We start from the raw sequence: 23,431 nt of genomic DNA on the forward strand, positions 1-23,431 counted from the left end.
ACTTCCCCCTTTATGATACGGTTCCTTCACTTACCAACACAAAAAGAGCTAAAGACATGATCAAGCATCGCCTCGGTTACATTGCGACCGGTGAGTTCTGCTGTTTTTTCAAGAATCTCTTTGAGTTGATACGCTACCAATTCGTAGTGTACTCCATCAGCAAAGCCATTAACAATAAAATCCAATCTTGCTTCGATTTGAGCAAGGAGCTGACATTGTCGATGGTTTAGAAGATAGGGGGACGAGCATTGTGCAAAGATATATTGAATTTTCTCTTCTATCATCACTTCAAGCGCTTCGATTCCTAAGCGCTCCTTAGCCGAAGTATATACCGTTTTATGACTTTGAGAATCCAGAATTTGTTTTAAAGCAAAATTAACAGGCTGAGCATCAACTTTGTTCACAACAATAATTACCTTGTCAGCATATTCCTGAAGTACCTCATGATACTGAGCATCAAGATGCTGGTCGGCTGCATCAATCACGAGCAAGACAACGTCTGCCGAACGTGCTTCGTGCCAAGAACGCTCAATACCCTGCTTCTCGATGACATCGCTGGTTGATCGTAGTCCGGCAGTATCAATGAACAATACAAAGTTTCCTTGGCGATAAATTGTTGTTTCAATGCTATCGCGCGTTGTCCCTGCAATATCAGAAACAATTGCTCGGTCCTTGCGTATCAACGCATTAAAAAGTGTTGATTTACCAACGTTAACACTTCCAACAAGGGCTACACGTATCCCCTGCTTTATTTGCTGCTGCTGATTAAAATTTTCTTGCGCACTGCGCACATCACTACGCAACTGAATAAGTTTTTCTATAATAAGCTGATCGAAATCAAAGTCTCGCTGCTCTTCGTCAAGAAACTCAAAGCTGGCTTCAACAAGTCCAAGTACTGCAACAAATTCAGTTTGAATGCCTTGTAAAAATGAAGACAAACTGCCCTGAAGTTGCGCCATCGACTTGCGTAACGCAAGCTCAGTTTGAGCATGAATGACATCGTTAATAGCCTCAGCCTGAACAAGATCAAGCTTACCATTGAGAAATGCTCGCTTGGTAAATTCACCTCGTTGCGCATGGCGAGCGCCTGCTTTGATAGCAACATCAATAATTTGTTGAATAATAAATTGGTTATTGTGGCAACTTATTTCAACGGTATGTTGCCCAGTGAATGTTCTTGGTGCGTGCATCACAAAAAACAAGACTTCATCAATGGGACATGCAGTATCCTGAGGATCAACAACATGCCCATGATGAATAGTATGACTTGAAACATTATTCAATGATTGACCAGATGAAAGCTGAGCTATTTGAGCAGCAACAGCGAGTGCATGATCACCAGAGAGTCTGAGTAGGGCAATTGCACCATTTCCTTGCGGACTGCATTGCGCTACAATGACATCGTGTTCATCACTCTGAAGTGTCGGATGAACGCTTATCATGTGCCCCAAGACCTTTGAACGAAATAACAATGTGATAGTTGTGAAATTTCTTTTTGTGCGTCTTTTTTAAGAACTGCATAAGCAAGTAAGCAAGACTCATGCTGATAGCACGCTCATCTTCAAGCTTAAATACACGCTCTTGAAAGCCGATGTAAAGAATTTTCTTATCAATTTTTGTTGCAAAATTAGTTGAAACTTCCATCAACGTGCAAAGCTCATTCAACCAGGGTGTGATCTGATCAACAAGTTCTTGTGTCCAAAAATCGCCCTGCACTGTTCCTCGATCATGACGAGCATTGATAGCATCAACGTGCGCGCGTTCTTGACGCTGAGCAAGCTGATTTGCACCTCTTTCGCCATCTCTTTGAACAACTCGTGCTGGCTGTTGTGCCGAACGCTGATTTTTAGCTTGCGACCTAGAATCTTTGGAGGCGGTAGCATTTGAATCAGGATACTGACGATTTTGCCTGCGATCGTCTGAACGTTCGTTTCGTTTTTGTTGAGCAACCTTACGCTGCTCACGCTCTTGCCGCTCATTCAGCTTTTTGGGATCATAGGAAATTGATACAATAGCTGGGCGTTTGGTAAAACCAAAAAAGTTTTTTGCTCCCAGTTCTAAAATATTAATTGTAAACTCTTCAGGTTTACCCGACTCTACCCACGCTTTTTCGATTGCTTTTGCGACGGATGATGCTTCATGCAGCATTGATTTCATGTAAGAAAACCTTTCAATGGAAAGCCGAGAATACATGACAAATATTGAGAAATAATAGCTCTAAAACTCCGAAATTTTAAGGAAACGCCGTGTCACCCACCCCATACACCACGCTCGATATGGAAAATTGCCGAATTCACTGAAGCTTATGCTTTCAGCAAAAATCTAACAGAAAATTACTTCCTGTGCAATCGGATTGTAATTTTAACCTTTAAAAGTCTGTAATTTTAAGGATGGGACGCTTCCCTCTTCGCTGATAAGCGCTATGACAAACAGCCTACATTTTTGGGTCGACCGTTTTGCTAGCTATAGCTTTCCAAGCCTGAAGGCATGGATAAACGAAGTTTGCCCGCCTACGTTAACTGCCATCGCTAAAAAGCTGTGACATTTGAATTAACTTCGGCGTGGCATCCCGCCATAGCCTGAAAGGCGACGGCGGATGGAGCGGGAAACGGGATTCGAACCCGCGACCCTTGCCTTGGCAAGGCAATGCTCTACCACTGAGCTATTCCCGCATTAATTGAAAAGAACGACTAAAATGTAAACGTATTTGAGACAAATGTCAACATGTATCGCTTTGAATATTTTTACAAACACAACCCTTGGCTTCCAGCTTTGCAAGCTACATCTGAACCATGGTCACAACGCCATGCAGCTTATCGGGTGGCAATTTGTAAAATTGAACAAATGATGGAACAAGCTTTTTAATGCTCGCAAAAACCTTCCAGAAGATATTGCGTGTCACAATTTCTTCCAAGCCATAAAAAATTACTTTGGCTTCTATGCCGGCATTGTGCAAGATTTTATCAATATCAAGCACTTCCATATATCCCATATGAATCTCGAAAATGCGCAGTCCATCTGCAAGGTTGCCTTTAAAAAAGCCAATAACACCAAATGGATCATCCCGTGTAACCACAGAGATCATGATGTTATCTTCATAAATAATATTATTTTTAAAGATCGTCTGAGTAATGTAGGGCTGGACATTATCGATGTCACGCACAAAGAAAAGCGCCGTGCCTTTTATTTTATTTGTCAGATTGTACACAGGAACATACTGCTCAAGAAAATCATTGAGGGACATTGGATGAATTGCCTTAATCAAACGCTTTTGACCAAAAGTATAAATAATGAGCGTACTGAGCGGAATAAGCGCTATGGCTATAGACCAGCAAGCACCAGACTGCAGCTTACAACTTCCTGAAACCAAGAAGAGAAACGCAACCAACATAACACCAATTGCAATCGCCATTTTTGCATAGCAACGCCTGAGATAAAAAATCCAAGTCATCATAACCGCGGTAAGCGTCATAGTTCCTGTTACTGCAAAGCCATAAGCGCTGGCTAAACTATGCGACTCTTGAAAATGAAAAATAATCATCAGCACACTGATAAGCAAAAACCAGTTTACAAATCCAACATAAATCTGCGAACGCAGCTTGCTGGAGGTGTATTCAACGTGAAACATAGGAAGCATGTTGGTCATAATGCCTTGATAGACAATAGAAAAAATGCCGCTAATCATAGCTTGCGAACCAATAACTGACGCCAATAAGCTTAAAATCAGGAATGGTATGTACAACAAACCCCACTGATGCAAGATCATTTCATATAAAACATACTTTGTTGCAGGATATAAAATTAAAAATGCACCCTGCCCTAAGTAGGTCAAAACAAGCACGCAGAAGACAAAATACCATCCATGTAGAATTGGCTTTCGTCCCAAATGACCCATGTCTGCATAAAGCGCTTCGCCACCTGTTGCGCATAAAATAACTTCTGAGAGAACAAAAAATCCGGTAAATCCATTGCGATATATAAAATTAAGAGCAAACCAAGGGTTAATTGCTTTCAAAACGAAAGGCGCCTGAAAAATACCTATGAACCCTGATATCGCAAGCACTACAAACCAAACGACCATAATTGGGCCAAAGGCTGTTGCAACACGCTCAACACCACGTTTTTGAAGCGTGAACAACATGATAGCAATCAGGCTTGCAAAGCCTATCAAAATATAATGATTTATTGGGGGCAAACCCGGGATCAGCAGAATTCCTTCAACGGCACTCAAAATGCTCATTGCTGGAGTCAGCATACCGTCTCCCATTAAAAGAGAAATTCCTATAAATGATAAGAAGGTAGCAACCATCACCTGTCTTTGTGATTTAAGCAAAGGAACTAAAATTTCTTTTAAAACAATCGTTCCACCCTCGCCCTTTTTACCCAGACTCATGGCAAGCCATGCGTATTCAACGCCAACCAAAACCACCAATGTCCAAATTATCAGCGAAAGAACTCCGATAACATTTTCTACCGAAGGCATAATTAAAAGGAATGCGACCGAAAGTGTGTAAATGGGACTCGTTCCAATATCCCCAAACACCACTCCCAATGATTTAACCATCTCTTTAAATGGTTTAAATTGCTCAATATGCGTAAATGATAAAAGCCAATGATACATAAAAAATCCTACAACAAATCCAATAAGATCTCTGCATCAGTTGTTTACAATCCCCAGATGTAAGGAGTAGGATAGCACAACCTTCCATGAGTTGTCATATAATTCACACCACTTGAATTATATTAACAATTTTTGGGTTGACATTATGTCGATGAACAGGTACGATACTGCACATAGATCATCTCTTTGAATTTGTGCCGAGGTAGCTCAGGTGGTAGAGCAGAAGACTGAAAATCTTTGTGTCGCCGGTTCAACTCCGGCTCTCGGCACCATAATTCTTCACTTTTTTTACTTTATTTTTTCTCAATATTATCGATATCACGCTGGCTTTTTAATTTGTCCTATCGCTTATTTTATGCTAGAGTCTAACAATTGATACAAGTTTCACGATGCACTCTATCAATAAAAATTATAGGTATCTGTATGTTTGATTTTTTGTCTAAAAAGTTTTCCGGCGTTCTTGGCTGGCTCAAAGATCGTGGTCGCCTTTCTGAAGAGAATATTCAGCAGGCTTTAGATCAAGTTCGCGAAGCACTCCTTGAAGCTGACGTGCCACTTGAAATTACTACCGCCTTTCTTGAACAGATCAAAAACGATGTGCTTGGACAAAAAATTCAATCTTCCTTGAATCCCGGTCAACATCTTATTAAAATTGTTCATGAAAAATTGCTCGATTTTTTGGGCGGGAAAAATGTCCTTGCTCAAGTAAATCTACCAATTCCATCGGTCGTTTTAGTTATGGGGCTACAAGGGTCTGGTAAAACAACAACGATTGCAAAACTTGCTCATTGGATACTCCAACAAGCTAAAATTCGTGGCAAAACACGCCGTATTTTAGTTGCCTCTGTCGACTTTTATCGACCAGCAGCGGTTGAGCAGCTCAGCATTCTTGCAAAACAAGTTGGTGTTGATTTTTATCGGGCTCAGAGCACAGACCCTGTTGCAGCAGCAGTTGAAATTGCACAGCATTTTAAAGCTCAGCACTATGAACACTTGCTTTTGGATACTGCAGGCAGACTTCATATCGATGACCAAATGATGCAAGAGCTTGTACAAATTAATACGAAAATAGCTCCTAAATATAAATTTTTAGTCTTAGACTCAATGACGGGACAAGAATCCCTCCGTGTGGCTCAGGCCTTTGAGCAGGCGGTTGGGTTTAATTCTGCTATTTTAACTAAAATGGACAGTGATACCCGTGGCGGCGCGGCATTCGCCTTTAAATTTGCTCTTAAAAAGCCTATCTCTTTTGTTGGAGCAGGCGAAAAACCTGAAGACCTTGAAAGCTTTATTCCTGAACGTATGACCTCACGCATCCTTGGGATGGGTGATATTATGACACTTATTGAAAAAGCTCATGAAAATATCAGTCAGGATGAGCAAGAAGAAATAACCAAGAAAATGATTGATGGGAACTTTAGCCTGCAAGACTTTGCAAGCCAACTCACCCTCATTGATAAATTAGGGTCTTTACAAAAGATTGTTCGGTACCTGCCAGGTATGAACACCCTATCATCTGAAGATTTAGAGCGAGGTCAGCATGACATTAAAAGATTTAATGCTATTATTAGTTCTATGACCTCAAAAGAACGTATGTTTCCTCACCTGCTTGATGGGTCCAGGAAGAAGCGTGTAGCTTCCGGGTCTGGTACAACTGTGCAAGATATAAATCAGTTGTTACAAAGATTTGAACAAAGTAAGCAATTTGTTAAAATGTTTAAGAAACCTGGTAAATTTAAACGGTTTTTTAAGTAAACGTAGTTTTAAGACGAACAGACTTACTCTGAAAATCGAATTAATCGCGATTGACGCAGTTTTTTGTAGTTTTTGAAAGGATATTCTCAATGGCAGTTAAGATTCGTCTAAGTCGTATTGGTAAAACAAACCGCCCCTACTGGCGTATTGTTGCAGTTGATGCACGTCGCAAACGGGATGGTGCGTTCCTTGAAAATCTAGGAACCTATGACCCTATTAAGCATGAGCTTGTACAATTTCACACTGACAAGCTCGAAGCATGGGTTGCCCAGGGTGCTGTTTGCACACCAGCAGTTCTTAAGCTTATTAAACGCAGCACATAAGCTGTAAGAGATACTTTATTTCTCATTTTTCGATTCAACGTTTATGCACAAAAATTGACGAGATGATTATTGCTTGGGAGAGTAAGCATGCTAAAAGAATTAGTTGAACATATTGTAAAGAAGCTTGTTGATAAGCCGGAAAACGTAGCTGTTTCAGAAATTAGTGGCGAACAGGCAACTATTATTGAACTGCGCGTTGCCCCAGAAGATCTTGGAAAAGTAATTGGAAAAGAAGGCAGAACAGCTCGATCAATTCGTACACTTGTTCATGCAGCTGCGTCTAAAGAACACAAACGCGTTGTACTTGAAATTTTAGAATAGTCTTTCTCAGTAAAATGAGTGGTCTGGAGGCTGGCTTTACCGCCAGCCTTTTTGCACTTTAACCCAAATAGCTTTGCCATGAAAATTTCGATTATTTCTGTCTTTCCCGAATTTCACCAATCAATCAATGCACTCAGTATTATTGGTAAGGCCGTACAACAAGGGCTTGTTTCATTTGATTTCATTAGATTTTCAGATCTATGCGAGCCAAAAGAACGGATTGATGAGCCAACTTGTGGGCCTGGAGCTGGAATGATCTTGAAGCCTGTGGTTGTTCAAAAAGCAATTGAACTTGCTGAGCAACGATGGGGACAAGGCTTTAAAGTTTTCTTCTCACCTCATGGCACTGTTTTGACACAGCCAATTTTGCGACAATATGCTGCGCAGTTTTTTGCACAATCTAATCAGCCCGCTCTCTCTGGGTATCCCGTCGAAGCTTTAGCGAAGACGGATGTATCGAAGGGTATGAGCGTAAATCACCTTATCTTGGTCTGTGGCCGCTACGAGGGAATCGATGAACGTGTTGAGCGACACTACGCCGATGCGCTCATCTCAATTGGTGATTATGTTTTGATGGGTGGCGACTTGCCTGCTCAAGTATTTCTTGAAGGACTTTTAAGGCTGTTACCTGGTGTTATTGGCAACCAAGAATCGGTTGAACAAGAATCGTTTGAAAGCGCATTTCTTGATCACCCACACTACGGATTACCGGCGGAATGGAATGGCATGAAAATTCCTGATGTCCTACGATCAGGGAATCATGCAGCAATCGACGCGTGGCGAAAAGATGCTGCGGCCAAGCGAACGGTACACAATCGCTTTGATTGGTTTGTGCGTGCCCAACCAAACCCTCCAAGCATTGCGCTTGCCAAAAAATTCATTCCTGTGCACTATGTTGCAGTAATGCATACCCAGGTAATCATTAAAGGTGGAACTGTTGGACAAACTTCAATTCCTTCAATTGATATCCATGACATCGCACGCGCTTGTGCATCGTACGGCATTAAAAACTTCTTCATCGTCAGTCCATTACTTGATCAACAAAAAATTGTTGCCACATTTATGGAATTTTGGCTTTCTGCTGACGGTGCAAAATACAATGAAAACAGGCATCAGGCTATTTCAAGTATAAGACCCGTTTTGTCGTACCAGGAAATGATTGATCTGATTGTCCGAGAAGAAGGGCAAGAACCACTGATTGTGTGCACATCGGCTCGAAATGTTGAACACAAACAACACATCGATTATTTCAGCCAGAAAATTGTCTGGTCACAAGAAAAACCTGTTCTTTTCTTGTTTGGAACAGGACAAGGACTCAGTGATGAACTTGTTCAAAAAAGTGATTTTGTACTTGCTCCAATTGAAGGGCTAACCGATTACAACCACTTATCGGTACGATCCGCAGTATCCATAATCCTTGACCGGTGGCTTGGACTTTCGCCCCGTCTTGGTTCAAGCAAGAAAGCCCCTGTAAGTTAACGGAATTTGGTGTTGATCAAAGAGAAAAAAGCTTATATACTTGGATAAACACGATTTTTCAGAAAATCATATGACCTTTGGTAAAATTTTGAGGACGCAATGAAAGCAAATTGTTTAACACGCGAAACTATTTTGGATCTTGGAACTGAACGAAAACTTCCTAGTTTTCGTGTTGGCGATACCGTTGAAGTATCTCAGTTAGTCTCTGAAGGAGACAAAGAACGTATTCAGCTTTTTGAAGGCGATGTTATTTGTATGCACAAAAACGGCATCTCATCAACATTCACTGTTCGCCGCATGGGCGCAAACGGCATCGGAGTTGAACGTATTTTCCCTTTCTATTCTATAAAAATCAGTGCGCTTCGCGTTGTAAAACGTGGTGATGTTCGTCGAGCAAAACTCAGCTATCTTCGTGATCGCCTTGGTAAAGCAGCTCGTATCGATGAAAAAATTCTCACCAAAGAGCAAAAAGCTGCTCTTGATAGAGAGTAATTCACTCGCTATGTTTCGACGTATCGAAAAAATTATTTGTACCATAGTTACTTTAGTAGCTATGGTACTTTTAGTTTCGTGTGGAAAGAAAAGATCTTATCACCAAGGAGATCTTGATATCGCCAGCACAAGCAAGGCTTCTTCAGACCCTCAAAATGTCCCGGTGCTCAATCATCCTCGTTCTTTTGATGATTTAGATAGTGACACCCCAGAGTTTGATTCGATCAAGCGCTTTTCTTATGAAGCATTCACTAAAAAAATAGTCCCACTCACAGCAACGCTTGATTTCCCAATCCCTGTAAATTTCACACTCCAGGCCTCTCCTGTTAAAAAATCTGAAACAAAAGGGGCTTGCTTAATTTACGAGGGGGATCTTTCACAAAAAAAAATTGTTTCTTTTTATCTTCACGAAATGCGCAAGGCCGGTTGGTCTGTTAAAAATTTATCGACTAGTCGAGAAGGCCTTTTGGTTTGCTCCCGCAAAGCTACACAGGTTGTTGTTTCATTGCGCAAAGCTCGAACAATCAGCAGTAACAATCATGTCGAGCCCAAGAAAACGCAGCTGTTATTATTTTTCACCAAAGAATCTTGATTGGAGTATTTGTGATCTGGTTTATTACACGTACCATTCTTTTTTTTATACTTGTCTTAATCTCATGCCCAATAATTTTTTTCTCACTCGTTTACGGACTGGGCAGATTTTTTAATCTCACAATTGATCCATCATCGCTTGCTGCTGGCTACTTACGTCGCAGGTAATTGACTAAACGCTCACAGACTTAACACATAGTCATACTAAACGCTAAATGACTTAACACTTGGTAAAGATTATAAGCCAAAATTTTGACTGCAAATCCGATTTTCAACCAAATCATGGTTGTTTTACAAACCAGTTTTAACCATAACTTGGTTGAAAATCAAACATACTCAGTTTTCTCTACCCAACCCCAAAGATTGTCTTTAATGCACTTTTACGCTATTCTAGCAATGTAAAGTTATATTTTAGTCCCATTAACCGAACCCGGGGACCCTATGAAAGCTTCATTTATCTCTTAAGTTACTGACACCATGGATAAAGCCCATGGACGCTCCAGTACTTTCCTCATTACTTCACTCAAACGCCCGTACCGTTGGGCACATTATTTTTTTAACTTTTTGAAAAAAAGGTACACACATGTTTTATGCTTATCGCATAATGCTTTTGTCATGCTTTTGTATCGGCATGATAACAATTAATACCTGTATCAATAAAAAGACTGAACTCAATCTTGAAAGAATAAAAACCGTGAATAATCATGAATCACGTCAAAAATCTGAAGCCCCAAACAGCCTCTTGATCGCACACGATAAATTAGGTGATCAAGTTATTTTAGAATGGAAGCAAACAAACCTGCTCGCACCTGATTTTGCACAAGCCATGAGCAGCGTATGGGAGCCTATTTCGCGCCAAGCGTACACACCGGTTGAAATGCAATTTCTAAAAGCGTTTCCCAATGTGGTAACAAGTGAGCCTTACTTTAAACCATTTGAAGCGCTCTTTAAAGATGGCATAGAAAAAGTCGATTGGAACGCTGCTGAGCTCATCATGGAAACGATCTTGAAATCGCATTTCATTTTTGATACTTCACTTTTGAGCGAAGAGATGAAAAAAAAGTTTGCACAAGACAGCTGCTTTATAGACAAATCTCGTACTGTAAATCGAGAAATGTTGATTTGCAGTACCATCTGGGCTCGTCGCTCTACTGCAGCAAGAAGCCGCAACAATAAGTAAACGCTCTTGATTTCACCCCTATCTTTAGTAATATCTGTTCAAGAGTAGATTTTAGAAAAAAGAGGGAGAAGAAAATTCTATGAAACTATTTCAATTTATTACATTTACAGCACTCTGCATCACCACCTTATCACTGCATGCACAATATCCTGAATTCAATATTGGGGAGGGCATTAATGAATGCGTACTTTCCCCTGATGGCAAATTTTTGGTAAATACAAATCAAGATGACCGAGCTACGAAGCTTTGGAATGCTCACACTGGTCAACTTTTGAACACATTTAAAACCCGGGGACAATTATTTTTTTCATCTGATAGCACGACGCTCTGCGCGCTGAAGAGGAATAAAATTCAACGCTACCACATTTCAGAATCTGAAATTATTCCTCAAGAGCCCATCGCTCTTACTGACCATGGTTTTTTGACTTATCCAAAAGGATCTTTCGTCTGTAAAAACATCGATTCTGAACCTATTTTTACATGTCTGAAAACATCTGATAATGCATGTCGTTTTAGCTGGGGCCTTTTTCTTTCAACACTTTTACCAGATGGCTCAACAAAAACAGTGGAATTTAAGCGAGAGAACATCCGTTTTTACATCCATTCCACACAGGCCAATACAATGACACCTGATGGAAAAAAAATAGCGATTGCGTGTGAAAAATGCTCATATGGCGTCCCATACATTCATGTTGTTGATGTAGAAACTCAACAACTACTCATAATTATAAATTGAGCGAAGATATAAGCTTAATTAATTTTTCCCCAGATCAAACCAAGCTCGTGATAGCAGCAGAATACAATTCACCAGGTTGTCATGAATACTGGTTTATCGTAATCGATTTGATCACCAATCAATCATCTTGGTTCAAGCAGGAAAAAAGAATTAAATACGCAGCATTTGCTGACAATTCAACCATACTTTTTATTCTTCAAGACGGAGCCGTTTCATTTCAAGAATTAACTGCTGAAAACTTGGAAAATAATCGTGTAACAAATATAAGAAAATTCAACGTGATAGAAAAAGCAGACGATTGTGATTAAATCAACTGCTAAGACTATCCATAAGACTGGCAGAAACTATCTTTAATTTACCTAATCCTTTTATAAACAAAAAATTCAAATTCTGGATAATCGGTGTGCTCAGCGACTTCCCAATCGGACCAATTGACCGCTGGAAAAAATACATCGCCTTCATAATTGTGCTTGATGTAACTCAAGTATAAATAATCGGCGATAGGTAAGAATTGCGCATAGGTGTACGCACCGCCGATAATAAAAATATCTTTGGTATCCGCTTGTGCAATCCGCAATGCATCATCAACTGAGTGGCACACATCCACATTTTCAATTTTCAGACCAGGTTGACCCAAAACAATATTGTGCCGGTTAGGCAGAGGCCTGCCAATTGATTCGAAGGTACGGCTTCCCATGATGATTGGGTGCCCTTGCGTTAATTTTCTAAAATTTTTTAGTTCATCGGGAATATTCCAGGGCAACGCATTCCCCTTACCAATCACTCCCTGCTTGGTCATTGCCGCAATAATCTTAATCATACCGCAATCTCAAATTTAATAGTTGGATGACTTACGTAGTTTATGACTTGTGAATTTTGATACGACCAATCAAAAATAGAAGAAAATGGTTCAGTAATAATTTGAGGAAGCGGATAAAGTAATGGATTGCGTTCAAGCTGCAGGCGTGCACCATCGATATGATTGACATAAATATGCACATCAGCCAAAAAGCCAATCAATTTACCTTCTTTCAAGCCCACTTCTTTTGCAAGCAGGTGAAGGAGCAAGGCGTAGCTTGCAATATTAAATGGCAAGCCAAGCATGACATCAACGGAGCGCTGGTTCCATAATAAATTGAGATAACCATTGCTAACCGTTACCTGAAAAGCATAATGGCATGGAGGCAACGCCATCTCAGATAAGTCCATTGGATTCCACGCTGAAACAATCATTCGACGATCAAGCGGATTAGTTTTGAGCGTCTGCACAAGTGCTTTCAGCTGATCACAACCTTGATTGGTGTAATCGGCATCAAAAGAACTATACTGGGCCCCAAAGTGCCGCCACTGAAAACCATAGATTGCGCCCAAATCTTGCTCTTCAAGCATCTGTTTTTTAGCCTGTTCGCTGTGGCCATAAGGTGCTTTTTTGGGATACGCCCACTCATCCCAAATATGATTATTCTGCTCTTGTAACCATCTTTTGTTCGTAATCCCTTTAATAAAAAATTCAAGCTCAGAAGCAACAAGCCTGAAGGGGACTTTTTTGGTCGTCAAAAGCGGAAAACCATCGGCCATGTCATGTTCAAACATCCGCCCAACCACGGCAATCGCATCGGTTGCCGTTCTGTTTTTTTTGAGTACGCCATGCTCAAGAATGTGGCGTACAATATCCAAATATGCTTTCATGGGTTAATTTCTTTCAAGCAACAAATAAAGATAATTTTTCCCAAATAATATCAAGATTGGCTCAACAGTACCATAAAAAATAAACATCCCAAAAGTATGGGGTACCAATCCTCATTAATGATGCTTTTTATTTTTAAAATATCGCTTCACCCAGAGCCAACTCTTCTTCCCCCAACGTACAGCAGGTTTGCACCCCAATAACCCAAGACCTATAACAATCAAAGCAACTCCGGGAATGATGGGAAAAAAGAGCCCGAATATCCCTGTAATTAGACAAATTAAACCCAAAAGTTTGTATAAAAAACTTTCTAAAATCATTCCGAAAGAATGAAAAAATGCCACAATAAACCCTCCTGTACGTTCTTTTGATCTTGCAAAAAATATGGTTTTTGCTATAAATAACGGTATCAAATTAATGCATGTAATGGGAAGTCGTCTAGCGGCAGGACCCTGGATTCTGGATCCAGTTACATAGGTTCGAATCCTATCTTCCCAGCCATCCGCCGTCGCCCTTTGGGCTATGGCGCGATGTCTCGTCATAGCTTGCCAAGCCGGAAGGCGTGGATAAGCGTAGACGGACAGCTTTCGCTTCCAATTTATTTTTTTCTTTTTATACGCTGAATCATTTCTTCAAATACTTGTAAAAAACGAGATCGATCTTTTGGGGAAAAAGTAGCGTTATAACTCGGACCTTCACCCGTTTCACGCAAATGAGCACGTAACTCGCGTATCGCTTTTGCTACACCAATATTATCATCATTAAAAACTCTGCCTGTTGAACTTATTGCACTTGCTCCATTTTTCAGGCAGCGCTCAGCAAGCAATATGTCTATGGTGATTACAATATCCCCCGCTCCAGCATGTTCCACAATCCAATCATCTGCAGCATCGGCGTCAGAGCCAACCACTATTTTATGAACGTTTATATCAACCGGCATATTCAAGCGACTGTTGCTTACCAAGTAGACCTGTATGTTGTGGCGCGTGGCCACTCGAAAAATTTCTTCTTTTACCGGACACGCATCGGCATCTACGTATATGTCTAACATTCCCAACCTGATTAATTTCTTTTGTTGCGTTAAAAATTCTATTTCATATTTTAAATCAAGTCTTGCTTATCAAGAAGGAATACGAACGAGCTTCATCAAAATATTTAAAACCTTTCCCGCTGCAGTTATCGCATCAAGAGCCTCGCTTTGATCGATAGAAAATTGATCATCAGGATAACGAGTACGCATCTCGTAAGGACTTAGATAATCGATATATTTTTCAAGTACCATTAAATGCTGATCATACTTTTTGCACTCTTCTAAGAGTCCTTCTAAGTCATGAGTTTTTGGAATTTTTTGATGTTGATACACCAAAAACGCTTTTAATGCTTTCTCTGCACACTGATGAGCATGATAAGCTACTATACCCAATATTTCATTATCATTCTCTTCATCACCGGCAACTAGCTTCTGCGCTGCCCTTAAATCACCTCGTGCTTTTATAATCCAATCTCTATGCCCTGGCATATAAGCACTTTCCTTCTTTGTTTACATAATAGGGAAGCGTTGCAATCTCATTAATGCGTTCTGCAAATTCATCTTTGGTATATACTGCTAAGTCTTTGTATATCCCCAAACCTCGTAACGCTGCATAACCAGCTCTTACTCTTGCATGACTTCTCTCTTCGGAGCTCTCAACGACTACAAGAAGATCAAGGTCACTATCTTCGCGTTGATCTCCACGGGCATAAGAACCAAAAAGATATATCTCTAGCGGATCATAGGTACGTACTAAACGCCTTACTACTTCTTCAATAATTTCCGGTGTAATCATACTATCCTCACAGCGTAACATTCCCAACCTGATTAATTTCTTTTGTTGCGTTAAAAATTCTATTTCATGCGCATCAATACTGTATAATGAAAGTGTATCGTTTTACATAAATTTTTGAATAAAATTAGATTTTCTTATGTGCTCACAAAACAACACGCTCTTAAGCAACATTCATCCCGACCTACTTGCAGCCCAAGCACTTGTATATGAACCAAGCGGGCTGACTTGTACATTAATAGACCAAGAAATAGAAAGTAAAGAGTATGGCGCGTGTAATCTGAAAATAAATAACTCCAGCGTTAAATTTCGCGTAGGCAAAATTACACCAACAAAGATTGGTCAATTTGTTACGTTATGGAAGCGAATTGGTAATGGACCAATTCAACCTTACGACATAGCAGACCCTGTTGATTTATTTGTTGTTAGTGTTCGCAATACTGACCACTTCGGTCAATTTGTTTTTCCAAAAATCGTGTTGTACCAAAAAGGCGTTATATCAAAAGATTGCATAGGCGGAAAGCGAGCAATGCGAGTCTATCCACCGTGGGATAAAGTTGATAATCAACAGGCAGAAAAAACTCAGCATTGGCAACTTTTCTACTTTTTTGAAATTCATCCAGGCGAGGTTGATACTGCTCGTATCCAGAAATTATACCCTATAAAATCGTTATAAAATCTGCAATTCTTAAACAAACTCACGTCAACACTTATTGGGTAGTTGTAACATCAATTCCAATACCTTGTGCATACTCAATTTGTTCTGTTATTAATTCAAGCAAACTTCGATTATCGACCGGGGTCGCATTTACAGAATGATCATGAGCATTCAACTGAATGGTTGGCAATTCAAACCCAATATTTATTGCATGCTCAATTTGCTGCTCTAGTTCGTTTTGCAATCTGGTATTAAGCAAATATTCTCCGCGAAGAATCGTCCATGGTTGACCGCTCTTAGATTGCCCTTGAACAGATAAACTTTCTTGATTTAAACTTGATGAAACTTGTGTTGATTCTGCAGAATTTTGCTGAGTATTATTAAGATTTTCATGGTGTGATAATGCTGCACCACCAGATTTTTTTACATTGCCCTGAGTTTCTTGAGAAGGAAAAAAGCCATTCCATTTGAGCATATTACCAAGCTGGTATACCAAATAAAACAAACCTATCGCCACACCCGCTGCAAGGGCAATTTGCCCTACAAAAAGATAATTACTCCACCGGGCTTCAGCATTTTTTTGCCTATAAAATTCTTCTGATTCTTTACTGCCCATCATAATATTTATGATATCGCTCCGTGAATATCGTTCATTCAAAAGGTCATAAATTTTAACACCAAGCTCATGAACTTTCTCAGGATCTTCATGACTGCAATTCAGGCTTGCGATAATTTCAGCAACTACATGTGTATATTCATCAACGCTCTGTGCAGACAGGGTTGAATTATCAGCCGTAACAATAAAATACGTCAAAGAAAGAAGGAGATATTTTTTAAGATATACTTTCATTTTATTACCCTTCATGCAGCTATGCGAGCCAAATCTCTGGCCCACTGAACTCGTACTTTTTCCCACAGCTCTGCCTGCTGTAAACTTTTCATTGCTTGATCAAGTGCAGTTTGCGCAATTTCACCCGTAAGCTGCTTAGGCTCCTGTCGGCGAGCTTGCACAACCATTTCTTGCGCAATAAATTTAATCGCTCGTGGGCAAACACCTTCAAGAAGGTCCGCATAGATTGAAAGATTTTCTAAGACATCTTGATGCAGGTCAACAACTGCTTCACTATTTTCTTGTGCAAATTTTTCAAGGTATGATGCAAGAATTTTTTCTCGCTCCGCCTTTTCTGGCAACGTAAACTCAATATTCATACCAATGCGATCTATAATTGCATCATCAAGTTTAAAGGGATGATTGGTTGCAAAAATAAACATTAAGTTTTTTTGTGATTTTTCCGGAACGAGTGCCAGAAATGTATTAATAAAATCTTGAATGCCTTGGGATGTTGTAGGAAGCTTTCGATTTGCAAACAATGATTCAGCTTCATCAATAAAGACGATCAACCCTTTTTCTGAATTTTTTGCCCAATCTAAAAGCTTGCGGAATTCACTATTTGCAAGATTTAGATCGGTAATTTTTGCAAATTCTGAACCAGAGGTTAATGCATAGTCAATATCTAAATAATAGGCCAGCTCCTTGGCAAATGCAGTTTTTCCCGTTCCTGAAGCACCAAAAAAAAGAACATTGGGGAGATTTTCGTTATACATTTTTGCAAATTGTACGCGCAGTACAAGATCAAAAAGTTGCTTATGCAATTCTGGAGTAAAAATTAAATCCTTAAGACAACTCACGCGCGGGGGCTTACTCCATCCAAACCAACCCTTTTTTGAGGTTTCACTGATGACCTTTGGTTGTGTAAAATAATTCATTACCAGAGGAATACCATACTGAGCAGCATAGACACCTAAAGCAATTGCTGTTACGGCAATAACAATTTTTATTATACGCTTTGGACTATCTATCATCTTTTGAATTGTATTCCATTTTATTTTTTCAACATCTGTAGCAGCTTGAGCCTTAATCTTTTCTTCTTGCTCAAAAATACCCAACCGCTGTTTTTCATGAATCTCTGCTCTTTGAAGTTGAATTCTGGTTTCACGATCAAACTCATTATGAATCCGTGCATCGTTTGCCCGTACAGCTTCATTTCGTATAACCTCTTGAGCTAAAGCATCTTTTAGACGATTAAATTCAGTTTCCAAAGTTGCCGTCGCAGTCTGTGCATACTGTCTCATTTGTGCATGCAACTCTCGAGATTCCTCAATTTGAGTTGCTACTTGATTTGCTTGCGCCAATGCCTGAGTTGATACCTGAAACGCTTCAATTGATTTATCATTTGAGTGATGAGCAAGTGCAATAGACTGATTTAATCTTACAATGCCATTATTAACAACCTCACGAAGGTAATTTGCTCGTTGCGTTACAGCTTCCACTTGCTGGAGAGCTTCGCCTACAGTTGTTGCTTGTCCTCGAACTTGAGACCTCTGAGGCTGCATTGATATAAGAGGTAATACATTAAAAAGATTGATGATCAAAAATAGATAAAATTGGTTTTTTTTCATCATGAACATCACTCCCCCCCACAACTATAAAAACAAAATAGAAATTCATTATGATTATTATATTTAAAAAAATAAACTTATTGCAATTAATTAGATATCGTATTCAATAAAACTTTATATAAAAAAAGGCAACCTCTAGTTTTTTTCAGATTTATTCATTACTTTTGTTCCTAGAGATAGAAAAACAGCCAAAATATAACTATGTTAAAGGAGCTCTAGAGCCATGGCTTATACCGTTAAATCCAAAAAAAGTGGAAAAATGTACTCTTTACATTCAAAAGAAGTAAAGCTTGCTGGCGATCGTAAACAAAGAATTTATTACTTTGCAGGCGAAGCTGGACCAGATGCACTTGATACATTGCCTGCTGGATATGAAGTTATAGAAAATGCGCGCACAGGCTTGCCTATGTTGCGTAAAAAGAAATAACAGTTCCACATTGCGATAAGCAAAATTAAATAAGGGCTCGGTACATTGTTACCGGGCCTTTATTATTTTATAGAAACATACTCACTCAACAGGTTTTTTTCCACGCTATTTCATAAACTCACCCCTCTATTTTCTTGAACTCACCTCAGTACAACCTCTCCTTATTGCTCAAAATTCCCAATTTTGTCGATATTGATTATTTTTGTCGACAAAAATATAATTTGTCGCTAATATGGGTTTAGAATAAGAATTTTAAAGAAAGGGCTTTCTATGAACACTGCATGTATAAAAAAGACACTTATAACGACAGAAAAAGACAATACGCTGGCTTTACAGTGCTATGAGCAGCTCCAAGAAGATATCATCAATGGTACCTTTGCTCCGGGGCAAAAGCTCAAGATAGAACTCCTCAAGCAGCGACTTGATGTTGGCCAAAGCCCCATTCGAGAAGCATTGTCTCGCTTGGTTGCTTCAGGCCTAGTCGAGACACAAGACAATAAAGGTTTTCGGGTTGCTCAAGTTTCTGAAGCAAATATTCGTGATATCTATCGCACCTTCTTCCAGATTGAGCTTTTAGCACTTAACCAAGCAATGGAACTGGGCGATGATGCATGGGAGGCATCAGTTGCCGCGGCGCTGCATCACCTGGCACTGGTTGAAACCAGGCAAGAACCGGTATCGTACCAAGTCTGGGCTCAGCGGAATTATGCCTTTCACGTCGCGCTGATATCGGGTTGCAATTCTCCTCTTTTGCTTCAGATTCGAGCCAATGTCTATCACCGTTTTGATCGGTACTGCCGCATCGCATTTAACCTTTCTAATACACAACTGCATCTCAATCACGATGAGCATAAAAAACTTGCTGATGCTGTCCTTGAAAGAAATACAAAAAAAGTACATGAGCTCTTGGAGTACCACATTTTTGGAGCATTAGAAGATGTTATTGCAACCCTTCAAAAAAATAACTTGTTATAAAAATAATTCTTACAAAGGATAATCATGAAAACAAAGAGACCATTAAAACAGTTAATGCATTATATGCTGCGCCATAAGGGCTCATTGCTGTTAGCTGTCTTGAGTTCAATACTCAATAAATTATGTGACATTGTTCCGGAAATTTTAATCGGTATCGCTATTGATGTCATCGTCAACCAACAACACTCAACGGTTGCACGTCTTACAAATATACAAGATCCATACATGCAATTATATCTCGTTGCAGGGCTCACCGCACTGCTTTGGATTGGCGAATCAATATTTGAATATTGCTACCTCATTCTCTGGAAAAACCTTGCACATACTATTCAACACACCTTGCGTTTAAGCACCTATGCACACATGCAACAGTTGGATACCGCTTATTTTGAAAACAAAACCACAGGGGGTTTACTTTCCATCATCAATGATGACATCAATCAGTTGGAACTTTTTCTCAGTGAAGGCCCCAATGCCATCATTCAACTTGTTGTTAACATCATTATCATGGGTGGAATCTTTACGTACATCTCGCCCATGCTTGCGGTGCTGACGCTACTCCCGGTGCCGTTTGTCATCATGATCGCTTATTATTTTCAAAACCGTTTGGCAACCCTGTATGGGGCGGTACGCGAGCGCGTTGAAGCACTAGGAAGCCATATAGCAAGCAGACTCATCGGCATTACCACCATCAAGAGTTATACTTGCGAACAATACGAAATTGATTGCTTAGCTCAAGAAAGTTTAGCGTATAAACAAGAAAGCCAACGTGCAAGCCATGTTAACGCTGCTTACATCCCAATAGTTCGTATGGGTATTTTGTGTGGATTTATTATGAGCATGATCGCAGGCGGAATTTTGGCACTCAATGGAACACTGCCTATCAGCTTTTATGCGGTATTGGTTTTTTTAACGCAGCGTTTTTTATGGCCATTCACCACATTGACCACCATAACCGATATGTACGAACGTGCTATGGCATCGGCACGTCGTGTTTTTACTATTTTGGCTCAGCACTCCAAGATTATTGATGGCAAGCAAAGCTTGGAGCTGGGTAAAGTTAAGGGCGCTTTGACGTTTAACAATGTCTCTTTTGCCTACAACAATGGAGTAAGTATTTTTAAAAATCTATCGTTCACTATTGCGGCCAACAGTACTGTTGCATTTGTCGGCTCTACGGGCTCAGGCAAAAGCACCATCATTAAATTGATTTTACGATTCTACGACAGCATGCAAGGCTCAATTTCTCTTGATGACACCGACATCAAGACCTTACAAACATCCGCACTTCGCCAAGCTATTGCGCTGGTAAGCCAGGAGGTCTATTTAGTTAATGGCACAATTGCTGACAACATTGCATATGGAAGCACCAATGCATCACGCCAAGAGATTATACATGCAGCGCAACTAGCTCAAGCGGATAACTTTATTACACAGTTACCACACGGGTATGATGCTTTGGTTGGTGAAAATGGAAAAAATCTTTCTGGAGGGCAACGACAAAGAATTTCTATTGCTCGAGCTATCCTTAAAAATCCACCTATTTTTATTTTCGATGAAGCAACATCAGCACTTGATAACGAAACAGAAGCGATCGTTCAACGCTCTATGACAACACTTGCACAAAATCACACAATGGTTATTATTGCTCACCGATTATCAACCGTACGTCATGCTGATACCATTTTTGTTATGGAAAAAGGGGCAATTGTTGAATCTGGAAACCATGATGAACTCATCATAAAAAACGGTGTCTATGCTGGATTGTGGAAAATTCAAACAGGAGAGCTTTCTTAAAAGCTCCAAAAACGACGAAAGACTAAAATTATGAACGCAATACTACAACGGTACTTACTTCTCGCATTATTCATCACGAGCGTTGCCCCGCAGAAAACATTCGCCATGCAACGCCAACCGACACATCAAGTAACAGCTCCGTTTGTATCGATTTTTTACCCACATAACAATCCAAAAAGATATACCGTTTCGCAAAAATTTTATATCGATAGCAAGATTGATAACGATGAGTACTATCAAATGCATCAATACTTGTACGGCAATACAGTAAAACTCGTAGGCAACGAAGCGTGCGGAAGTGATGGCTCATTTGGTTATGTTTCGTCAACAGACGACAGCCAATTTGCTAAGATTATGGTCAAATCAGAATTTTCAACTCCTGTTATTGTTTGTGCCGCAACAGCGCAAATTTTTTATGATGACCTCTCGCCTGCGCTTATCATACCAATGGGCTCTTTGCTTTACGTCCAAAATAGTAGCGATCCTGATTATTTTAAGTTTCTTGATCCAAGCGGATCAACCATGCTCATCTCCAGAAAAAATGTTAACGCTGTTGAAGATCTTGAGCAGCTCGATGAACACTACTTGCGTGCAAAAATTATTGCACAGGCAAAAAAGCTGATTGGATATCCCTACCAATGGGGCGGACTGTGCGCATGTGAAGGAAGTGGATTTGATTGTGCGGGTTTTGTACAAACCGTATATCGATCATGTGGTAAAAAAATCGAACGATGTGTTAATCGTCAATTCTCGAGAAGCAAACAAGTAGAACCATCAGCATTACGTGCTGGTGATCTTATTTTTTTCTATCAAAGTAGACAAAGCTTTAACAAGGCAGACCATGTTTGCCTGTATGAGGGTGATGAGATGATCATTGAAGCATCACCATTTACAGGAGCTGTAACCAAGGTTAAATCTGAAGATTTGCTCGGTAAAAAAATTATTGATTTTCAAAACAATGAGCCAATTTCATTTGCCGGTGTAACATATTTAATTTCGTTCCGCTCATTACTGAATTAAACTAAAACTGTGGGTACTAACAATCAGCAGTACCCACCTTTCAACAAGAATAAATATTCATCTCAGTACTATAAAATATCAACCTTTTACAAACGTTAGGTTCTTACGTAACTTTTAATTTTTTAAAAACATTGTCCCATCCATTTTTTCCCCTGGTATGCTGAGCAACTGCTTGATGAACATCTTTGATAAAGAAATGTTTTACGTTTTTAATATTCCAAGCTCTTTTAAATTCTGGAGTATCATTCATAACAACCAAGGTATACTTGATCTTAGGAAACTTTTTTTGAATAAGATTATTAAGCTTAATCGCCTCTTGTTTTTTAATTTTTGTTCGAAAAAAATAAATATGTTTCCCAAGCTTCAAAGCGCGATAAAAACGATCAATACGACGATAGTACTTATCTCTCACTTGCTCATAATCATAGAGCGGCGTACTATCATTTTTAAAATCGTGAATGAAATTAATTCTATAACCTTTATCAAAAACTCCGTGATTCACTAAGGGCAAAGCACGCGGTGTAACAACAAGATTTTCTAATTTTAAAAAATCTTTAAAATCGCTTTTTAATGCCTTATAAATCGAAGAGAATTCTGAAATAGCCCAATCAAATGGAAAAAATGCCTCAGTAATTTTATTTTTCTCAAAATTAATAGCAGGCCCACAATTCATACCCAAGCTTATAAAAATACTATTTTTTTTGAACTCGGCTTTATTCTCTTTTTCTGCGTTAAGCCAAAGAGGAGCTCGCATCGCATCATGATCACGAAGCTTTTCTAATTCATGGTAGAGTTGGCCAACTTCAATATCTTCGCGCTCAGACATAAAAACTGCAGAATCATCAAGTATATTTTTTGTATCCTGATTTGAATAAACAGGCACCATAAAGCTACACCATAAAAGGGTAGTACTCAGGAGCAAGCTTACATTTTTCTTGGGCAAGTATAATGACATCTCAAAGTCCTTTCTCTCGGTCTTACAAATACTCATTACTTCTTATACGCATACCATTATCAAGCCACCATTTTCAAGAATGCCTTTATTTTTCAAAAACGATTTTTATAGAATAAACAAAACTATTTTTA

Annotated in this window: 25 protein-coding genes and 3 tRNA genes; 16 read left to right on the forward strand and 12 right to left on the reverse strand. The window is 39.5% G+C overall.

Annotation, left to right across the window (positions count from 1 at the left end; genetic code table 11):
* Positions 1–26: 26 nt before the first annotated feature.
* From mnmE to JST56_02760, 4 genes are all read right to left on the reverse strand, one after another.
* Positions 27–1,442 (reverse strand): tRNA uridine-5-carboxymethylaminomethyl(34) synthesis GTPase MnmE, encoded by a 1,416-nt coding sequence (gene mnmE, locus JST56_02745; protein ID MBS1987889.1) that lies wholly within the window; start codon positions 1,440–1,442, stop codon positions 27–29.
* On the reverse strand, positions 1,411–2,157 hold the full coding sequence (locus JST56_02750) for a Jag N-terminal domain-containing protein (protein MBS1987890.1): 747 nt from the start codon (positions 2,155–2,157) through the stop codon (positions 1,411–1,413). Before JST56_02750 ends, mnmE begins: the two co-directional genes overlap by 32 nt.
* A 440-nt stretch (positions 2,158–2,597) precedes the next feature.
* Positions 2,598–2,672: transfer RNA gene (locus JST56_02755), tRNA-Gly, on the reverse strand.
* A 107-nt stretch (positions 2,673–2,779) separates the two neighbouring features.
* Positions 2,780–4,564: a KUP/HAK/KT family potassium transporter gene (locus JST56_02760; protein MBS1987891.1), complete on the reverse strand. Its 1,785-nt coding sequence runs from the start codon at positions 4,562–4,564 to the stop codon at positions 2,780–2,782.
* 253 nt (positions 4,565–4,817) lie between these two features.
* Between JST56_02760 and JST56_02765 the strand changes: the two genes are divergently transcribed.
* From JST56_02765 to JST56_02810, 10 genes are all read left to right on the forward strand, one after another.
* A tRNA-Phe gene (locus tag JST56_02765) sits at positions 4,818–4,893 on the forward strand.
* A gap of 151 nt (positions 4,894–5,044) precedes the next feature.
* Entirely contained in the window at positions 5,045–6,376 is a 1,332-nt protein-coding gene (gene ffh, locus JST56_02770) for a signal recognition particle protein (protein MBS1987892.1), read from the forward strand.
* 89 nt (positions 6,377–6,465) lie between these two features.
* Positions 6,466–6,699 carry a 30S ribosomal protein S16 gene (gene rpsP / locus JST56_02775; protein MBS1987893.1) on the forward strand — a complete coding sequence of 78 codons (234 nt, stop codon included), beginning with the start codon at positions 6,466–6,468 and terminating at the stop codon, positions 6,697–6,699.
* An 87-nt stretch (positions 6,700–6,786) separates the two neighbouring features.
* Positions 6,787–7,020 (forward strand): KH domain-containing protein, encoded by a 234-nt coding sequence (locus JST56_02780; GenBank protein ID MBS1987894.1) that lies wholly within the window; start codon positions 6,787–6,789, stop codon positions 7,018–7,020.
* A 78-nt stretch (positions 7,021–7,098) separates the two neighbouring features.
* On the forward strand, positions 7,099–8,499 hold the full coding sequence (locus JST56_02785; GenBank protein MBS1987895.1) for a hypothetical protein: 1,401 nt from the start codon (positions 7,099–7,101) through the stop codon (positions 8,497–8,499).
* Positions 8,500–8,598: 99 nt separating this feature from the next.
* The gene (gene rplS, locus JST56_02790; GenBank protein ID MBS1987896.1) at positions 8,599–8,991 is read left to right on the forward strand and encodes a 50S ribosomal protein L19; all 393 of its coding nucleotides are present in this window, start codon (positions 8,599–8,601) and stop codon (positions 8,989–8,991) included.
* Positions 8,942–9,583 carry a hypothetical protein gene (locus JST56_02795; GenBank protein ID MBS1987897.1) on the forward strand — a complete coding sequence of 214 codons (642 nt, stop codon included), beginning with the start codon at positions 8,942–8,944 and terminating at the stop codon, positions 9,581–9,583. The genes rplS and JST56_02795 overlap by 50 nt, the downstream gene beginning before the upstream one ends.
* A gap of 582 nt (positions 9,584–10,165) precedes the next feature.
* The gene (locus JST56_02800) at positions 10,166–10,762 is read left to right on the forward strand and encodes a hypothetical protein (GenBank protein MBS1987898.1); all 597 of its coding nucleotides are present in this window, start codon (positions 10,166–10,168) and stop codon (positions 10,760–10,762) included.
* A gap of 79 nt (positions 10,763–10,841) precedes the next feature.
* Positions 10,842–11,498 (forward strand): hypothetical protein, encoded by a 657-nt coding sequence (locus JST56_02805; GenBank protein ID MBS1987899.1) that lies wholly within the window; start codon positions 10,842–10,844, stop codon positions 11,496–11,498.
* Entirely contained in the window at positions 11,495–11,806 is a 312-nt protein-coding gene (locus tag JST56_02810) for a hypothetical protein (protein ID MBS1987900.1), read from the forward strand. Before JST56_02805 ends, JST56_02810 begins: the two co-directional genes overlap by 4 nt.
* 47 nt (positions 11,807–11,853) lie before the next feature.
* Here the strand turns inward: JST56_02810 and JST56_02815 are convergent, their stop codons facing one another.
* Complete coding sequence (locus JST56_02815; GenBank protein MBS1987901.1) at positions 11,854–12,318, reverse strand: dihydrofolate reductase; 465 nt, start codon at positions 12,316–12,318, stop codon at positions 11,854–11,856.
* Complete coding sequence (gene thyA, locus JST56_02820) at positions 12,315–13,187, reverse strand: thymidylate synthase (GenBank protein ID MBS1987902.1); 873 nt, start codon at positions 13,185–13,187, stop codon at positions 12,315–12,317. The genes JST56_02815 and thyA overlap by 4 nt, the downstream gene beginning before the upstream one ends.
* Positions 13,188–13,612: 425 nt before the next feature.
* Between thyA and JST56_02825 the strand changes: the two genes are divergently transcribed.
* Positions 13,613–13,686, forward strand: a tRNA-Gln gene (locus JST56_02825).
* A gap of 97 nt (positions 13,687–13,783) precedes the next feature.
* On the opposite strand, the gene JST56_02830 is transcribed toward JST56_02825, so the two are convergent.
* The 3 genes from JST56_02830 to JST56_02840 form a co-directional block, all read right to left on the reverse strand.
* Positions 13,784–14,236 (reverse strand): YaiI/YqxD family protein, encoded by a 453-nt coding sequence (locus tag JST56_02830; protein MBS1987903.1) that lies wholly within the window; start codon positions 14,234–14,236, stop codon positions 13,784–13,786.
* A gap of 69 nt (positions 14,237–14,305) precedes the next feature.
* Complete coding sequence (locus tag JST56_02835; GenBank protein MBS1987904.1) at positions 14,306–14,704, reverse strand: HEPN domain-containing protein; 399 nt, start codon at positions 14,702–14,704, stop codon at positions 14,306–14,308.
* The gene (locus JST56_02840; GenBank protein MBS1987905.1) at positions 14,691–15,011 is read right to left on the reverse strand and encodes a nucleotidyltransferase domain-containing protein; all 321 of its coding nucleotides are present in this window, start codon (positions 15,009–15,011) and stop codon (positions 14,691–14,693) included. Before JST56_02840 ends, JST56_02835 begins: the two co-directional genes overlap by 14 nt.
* Before the next feature lie 136 nt (positions 15,012–15,147).
* Between JST56_02840 and JST56_02845 the strand changes: the two genes are divergently transcribed.
* Positions 15,148–15,684, forward strand: a complete 537-nt coding sequence (locus tag JST56_02845) for a MepB family protein (protein MBS1987906.1) — start codon at positions 15,148–15,150, stop codon at positions 15,682–15,684.
* A 34-nt stretch (positions 15,685–15,718) separates the two neighbouring features.
* On the opposite strand, the gene JST56_02850 is transcribed toward JST56_02845, so the two are convergent.
* Positions 15,719–16,516 carry a hypothetical protein gene (locus tag JST56_02850; protein MBS1987907.1) on the reverse strand — a complete coding sequence of 266 codons (798 nt, stop codon included), beginning with the start codon at positions 16,514–16,516 and terminating at the stop codon, positions 15,719–15,721.
* 11 nt (positions 16,517–16,527) lie between these two features.
* Complete coding sequence (locus tag JST56_02855) at positions 16,528–18,129, reverse strand: AAA family ATPase (GenBank protein MBS1987908.1); 1,602 nt, start codon at positions 18,127–18,129, stop codon at positions 16,528–16,530.
* Positions 18,130–18,349: 220 nt separating this feature from the next.
* On the opposite strand from JST56_02855, the gene JST56_02860 reads away from it, so the two are divergent.
* The 4 genes from JST56_02860 to JST56_02875 all read left to right on the forward strand — a co-directional run bounded on the left by JST56_02860 (position 18,350) and on the right by JST56_02875 (position 22,345).
* Entirely contained in the window at positions 18,350–18,553 is a 204-nt protein-coding gene (locus tag JST56_02860) for a hypothetical protein (GenBank protein MBS1987909.1), read from the forward strand.
* 270 nt (positions 18,554–18,823) lie between these two features.
* Positions 18,824–19,528, forward strand: a complete 705-nt coding sequence (locus tag JST56_02865; protein MBS1987910.1) for an FCD domain-containing protein — start codon at positions 18,824–18,826, stop codon at positions 19,526–19,528.
* Positions 19,529–19,552: 24 nt separating this feature from the next.
* On the forward strand, positions 19,553–21,325 hold the full coding sequence (locus JST56_02870; GenBank protein ID MBS1987911.1) for an ABC transporter ATP-binding protein: 1,773 nt from the start codon (positions 19,553–19,555) through the stop codon (positions 21,323–21,325).
* 30 nt (positions 21,326–21,355) lie between these two features.
* Positions 21,356–22,345, forward strand: coding sequence for a C40 family peptidase (locus JST56_02875; GenBank protein MBS1987912.1), 990 nt, complete (start codon positions 21,356–21,358; stop codon positions 22,343–22,345).
* Positions 22,346–22,448: 103 nt separating this feature from the next.
* On the opposite strand, the gene JST56_02880 is transcribed toward JST56_02875, so the two are convergent.
* Positions 22,449–23,300 (reverse strand): hypothetical protein, encoded by an 852-nt coding sequence (locus tag JST56_02880; GenBank protein MBS1987913.1) that lies wholly within the window; start codon positions 23,298–23,300, stop codon positions 22,449–22,451.
* Between the last annotated feature and the right edge of the window lie 131 nt (positions 23,301–23,431).

This window comes from Candidatus Dependentiae bacterium, from assembly GCA_018266175.1.
Taxonomy (GTDB): Bacteria; Babelota; Babeliae; order Babelales; family RVW-14; genus JAFEAY01.

Coding starts and splice junctions, on each gene's coding strand:
- JST56_02835 (MBS1987904.1), bottom strand. CDS start 14,704: ATGCCAGGGCATAGAGATTGGATTATAAAAGCACGAGGTGATTTAAGG.
- JST56_02845 (MBS1987906.1), top strand. CDS start 15,148: ATGTGCTCACAAAACAACACGCTCTTAAGCAACATTCATCCCGACCTA.
- rplS (MBS1987896.1), top strand. CDS start 8,599: ATGAAAGCAAATTGTTTAACACGCGAAACTATTTTGGATCTTGGAACT.
- rpsP (MBS1987893.1), top strand. CDS start 6,466: ATGGCAGTTAAGATTCGTCTAAGTCGTATTGGTAAAACAAACCGCCCC.
- JST56_02840 (MBS1987905.1), bottom strand. CDS start 15,011: ATGATTACACCGGAAATTATTGAAGAAGTAGTAAGGCGTTTAGTACGT.
- JST56_02760 (MBS1987891.1), bottom strand. CDS start 4,564: ATGGTTAAATCATTGGGAGTGGTGTTTGGGGATATTGGAACGAGTCCC.
- JST56_02875 (MBS1987912.1), top strand. CDS start 21,356: ATGAACGCAATACTACAACGGTACTTACTTCTCGCATTATTCATCACG.
- JST56_02850 (MBS1987907.1), bottom strand. CDS start 16,516: ATGAAAGTATATCTTAAAAAATATCTCCTTCTTTCTTTGACGTATTTT.
- JST56_02750 (MBS1987890.1), bottom strand. CDS start 2,157: ATGAAATCAATGCTGCATGAAGCATCATCCGTCGCAAAAGCAATCGAA.
- JST56_02795 (MBS1987897.1), top strand. CDS start 8,942: ATGAAAAAATTCTCACCAAAGAGCAAAAAGCTGCTCTTGATAGAGAGT.
- JST56_02785 (MBS1987895.1), top strand. CDS start 7,099: ATGAAAATTTCGATTATTTCTGTCTTTCCCGAATTTCACCAATCAATC.
- JST56_02870 (MBS1987911.1), top strand. CDS start 19,553: ATGAAAACAAAGAGACCATTAAAACAGTTAATGCATTATATGCTGCGC.
- JST56_02880 (MBS1987913.1), bottom strand. CDS start 23,300: ATGTCATTATACTTGCCCAAGAAAAATGTAAGCTTGCTCCTGAGTACT.
- JST56_02780 (MBS1987894.1), top strand. CDS start 6,787: ATGCTAAAAGAATTAGTTGAACATATTGTAAAGAAGCTTGTTGATAAG.
- ffh (MBS1987892.1), top strand. CDS start 5,045: ATGTTTGATTTTTTGTCTAAAAAGTTTTCCGGCGTTCTTGGCTGGCTC.
- JST56_02865 (MBS1987910.1), top strand. CDS start 18,824: ATGAACACTGCATGTATAAAAAAGACACTTATAACGACAGAAAAAGAC.
- JST56_02805 (MBS1987899.1), top strand. CDS start 10,842: ATGAAACTATTTCAATTTATTACATTTACAGCACTCTGCATCACCACC.
- JST56_02800 (MBS1987898.1), top strand. CDS start 10,166: ATGTTTTATGCTTATCGCATAATGCTTTTGTCATGCTTTTGTATCGGC.
- JST56_02815 (MBS1987901.1), bottom strand. CDS start 12,318: ATGATTAAGATTATTGCGGCAATGACCAAGCAGGGAGTGATTGGTAAG.
- JST56_02855 (MBS1987908.1), bottom strand. CDS start 18,129: ATGATGAAAAAAAACCAATTTTATCTATTTTTGATCATCAATCTTTTT.
- JST56_02860 (MBS1987909.1), top strand. CDS start 18,350: ATGGCTTATACCGTTAAATCCAAAAAAAGTGGAAAAATGTACTCTTTA.
- JST56_02830 (MBS1987903.1), bottom strand. CDS start 14,236: ATGTTAGACATATACGTAGATGCCGATGCGTGTCCGGTAAAAGAAGAA.
- mnmE (MBS1987889.1), bottom strand. CDS start 1,442: ATGATAAGCGTTCATCCGACACTTCAGAGTGATGAACACGATGTCATT.
- thyA (MBS1987902.1), bottom strand. CDS start 13,187: ATGAAAGCATATTTGGATATTGTACGCCACATTCTTGAGCATGGCGTA.